At 75.1% G+C, this 3,412-nt stretch carries 2 protein-coding genes; both read left to right on the top strand.

From position 1 onward, the window contains the following. The first annotated feature begins 557 nt into the window (after window positions 1-557). Complete coding sequence (locus ACFCX4_RS35390; RefSeq protein ID WP_376151444.1) at window positions 558-1,325, top strand: class I SAM-dependent methyltransferase; 768 nt, start codon at window positions 558-560, stop codon at window positions 1,323-1,325. Between the two features lie 154 nt (window positions 1,326-1,479). Beyond that, window positions 1,480-3,312, top strand: a complete 1,833-nt coding sequence (locus ACFCX4_RS35395; RefSeq protein ID WP_376151446.1) for a SpoIIE family protein phosphatase — start codon at window positions 1,480-1,482, stop codon at window positions 3,310-3,312. The last annotated feature ends 100 nt before the right edge of the window (window positions 3,313-3,412 follow it).

Consider the following 3,412-nt stretch of genomic DNA (forward strand, 5'->3'; position numbering starts at 1 on the left):
CTCCCGCAGCCCCCCGGCTGCGGGAGCGCCTTCAACGCTTCCCCGGCGCTGGGCTCCACTGTGCACCGGGCCGATTGACGTTCGATAAACGCCGGCTCGGCGGCCCGGGGAGCGGGGGAACCGCGGCTCGCGGCGGCGGGGCCGACCGGGCAGCGCGCGCGGCCCGGTCGCACCACCCGGGCCCGCGCTTCACGCCCTCCGGGAGGGGGGCATCCTCGGCCAGCCACCCCGAGTTGGCCGAAAACGGACCCCATCGTGCAGTGATCACGCATATTCTCGGAGTCCAGACCACACGCGGGCGCACTTCCCGGGTGGAGCATCCGGAAAAGGCAGCGCGGCGGCGCTCCCACGGTGCAGAGTGTCCCTGTGCAAAGAGTCTGTGCAAAGTGTCAGCGTGCAGTCAGCGTGGCAATGCAGTCATTGTGACGCGGGGAGCGTGACGTACCGCCACCGGCAGCGGGCCGGCGGGGCAGCGCGGGCGCCGGGAGGAGACGGCGGTCCGGCCCCGCGCCTCGTCCAGCCGACCGGAGGCCCGGCCGGAAAGGTGCCTCTCAATCGTGACGACCGGACAGCTATCCGATCCGTTCCCCATCGACGAGGACGCGGGCGACGACGGCGGGCCCGGTGTCCTGCGCCGCCGGGCCGAACGCGCGCTGCAGGCGGTCGCCTTCGACACGATCGGCACCGGGTACGCGGAGGCCTTCCCCTCGAAGGACGGACAGCTGGCCTGCGGGCGCCGGCTGCTGGCCGGGCTGGAGCCGGGCGCGGCGGTGCTGGACGTCGGCTGCGGCAGCGGTGAGCCGACCGTCCGCCAGCTGGCCGCGGCCGGGACGCGGGTCACCGGCGTCGACCTCTCGGACGTCATGCTGTCGCTGGCCCGGCAGGCCCGGCACCCCGGCCCGCACGCCCCGGTCCTGCACCGCATGGACATGTACGACCTCGCGACCGCGCGGGCCGGCTCCGCCTGGAACCTGCCGGAACTCGGGCCCGCCGGCCGGGGCACCTTCGACGCGGTGACCGCCTTCTTCTCGCTGATCCTGCTGCCCCAGGACGAGATCCCCACCGTGCTGGCCCGGCTGCGCGCCCTGCTGCGTCCCGGCGGGGTGCTGGCGCTCGGTATGGTCGAGGCCGACCTGGATCACGTTCCGCTGCCGTTCCTCGGCCGGGAGCTGCGGATCAGCGGGTATCTGCGGGAGGATCTGGAGCGGGTCCTGCTGGCCGCCGGTTTCGTCGTCGAGGAGCAGGAGGGGCGTCCCTACGCGCCCGCCAGCACCTCGTTGCCGCCGGAGGAGCAGCTCTTCCTCCGGTGCCGACGGGTCGGCTGACGGCGGCGGACCTCCCGGCCGCGGCCCCACGGGCCCGGACGGCGGGACCCGGCAGCGGGACCCAGGCAGCAGGACCAGCAGGACCCGGACGACAGACCGCGGAACCCGGACACCGGACAGACCCCAGACCGTACCGATCCCAGGACAGGCACCCGTGCGCGACCAGCTCAAATCCGAGGCCGGACAGCCACCTGCCCTGCCCACGCCGCGCCGCCCGTCGTCACCCCCGGACCACGTCCCCGAGCGTCTCGCCTACCTCGACTCCGCGACCCGGCGGATCAACAGCGCACTCGACCTGGCCGCCACCCTGCGCAACGTCGGCCGGGTGCTCGTCCCCGCCCTCGCCGACGCCGCCGTCATCCACCTGCGCGACCCGCTGCCCAACGTCGAGCGCGAACCCGGCTTCCCCGAGGAGCTGCGGATCCACCACAGCCAGGGCACCCGGCTGGGCCGGCGCGGCCGCCCGGCCGGCGACGACCGCCGCGACCGGTACGGCGACCGCTACGGCAGCCGGTACGGCGCCCGCTCCACCGCCGACCCCGGCCCGGCCACCCCGGTCACCCGCGGCGGCGCGCTCGCGCACACCCTGCTCAGCCGCCGCCCCGCCGAGCCGGTCGTCCTCGGCGCCGCCGGCGAGCGCGGCAGCGGCAGCGCCCGCACCACCGAGCTGCTGCGCGAGCTGTACGGTCCCCGCGGCCTGGCCCGGCTCAGCCCGGGCACCTCGGTGCTCGCCCTGCCGCTGCGCGGGCGCAAGGCCGTGCTCGGCCTGCTGGTGCTGATCCGCCGTCCGTCCGCGAAGAACGGCCGGCCCGGCTTCGACGCCACCGACACCGCGACCGCCGCCCACCTCGCGACCCAGGCCGGGCTGGCCGTCGACACCGCACTGCGCTACGCCCGCGAGTGGGAGATAGCCAACGAGCTGCAGCGCAGCATGCTGCCGCTGCGCCTGCCGCAGCCGCACGGCGTCCGGCTCGCCCAGCGCTACCTGCCCGGCGAGCGCGGCGCCCAGGTCGGCGGCGACTGGTACGACGCCGTGCCGCTGCCCGGCAACCGGGTGGCGCTGATCGTCGGCGACGTGATGGGCCACTCGCTCACCTCGGCCGCCATCATGGGCCAGCTGCGCACCAGCGCGCAGACCCTGGCGGCGCTCGACCTGCCGCCGCACGAGGTGCTCTACCACCTGGACGAACAGGCCCAGCGGCTCGGCCGCGAGCAGCACCTGGCCACCTGCGTCTACGCTGTCTACGACCCGATCGCCAACCGGGTGGTGCTCGCCAACGCCGGTCACGTGCCGCCGGTGCTCGTCCAGCCGGACGGCTCGGCCGAGCTGCTCGACCTGGAGGCCGGGGCTCCGATCGGCGTCGGCGGGGTGGACTTCTCCTCCGTCGAACTGCCCGCACCGCCCGGCTCCGCACTGCTGCTGTTCACCGACGGCCTGGTGGAGACCCGCAACCGGCCGCTCAGCGACGGCCTCGAACTGCTCCGCGCCCGGATCGCGGGCGCCCACCGGCACGCGCCCGAGAACCTCTGCCAGGAGGCGCTGCGGATCCTGCCGCCCGGCGACCGGGGCGACGACATCGCGCTGCTGGCCGCCTGCTTCGACGGCATCCCCGCCGGGGACGTCGCGCACTGGTACCTCCAGCCGCGCAACGAGACGCCGGGCCGGGCCCGCCGGCTCGCCGCGCACACGCTGCGCCGCTGGGGCCTGGAGGAGCTGACCGAGGCCACCGAGCTGATGGTCAGCGAGCTGGTCACCAACGCCGTCCAGCACGCCACCCGCCCGGTGACTCTGAGCCTGGTGCGCACCACCCGGCTGCGCTGCGAGGTCGGCGACGACAGCCCGCTGCTGCCCAGGCCGCGCCGGACCGGACCGGAGGACGAGCGCGGGCGGGGCCTGCAGATCGTGGCCCGGTGCGCCGAGCGCTGGGGCGCGACCCGGCTGGGCACCGGCAAGGTGGTCTGGTTCGAGATCCCCACGCGGGCCTAGGTCCCGTCTGGACAAGTAGTCCGGACAGGCCTGGCGCACACAACGGAGGAAACCACCTCAAAGGCACATGTTGCCGACAAGGTGTCGTAGAGGTTAGCTG

Source organism: Kitasatospora sp. NPDC056327, assembly GCF_042261735.1.
GTDB lineage: Bacteria > Actinomycetota > Actinomycetes > Streptomycetales > Streptomycetaceae > Kitasatospora.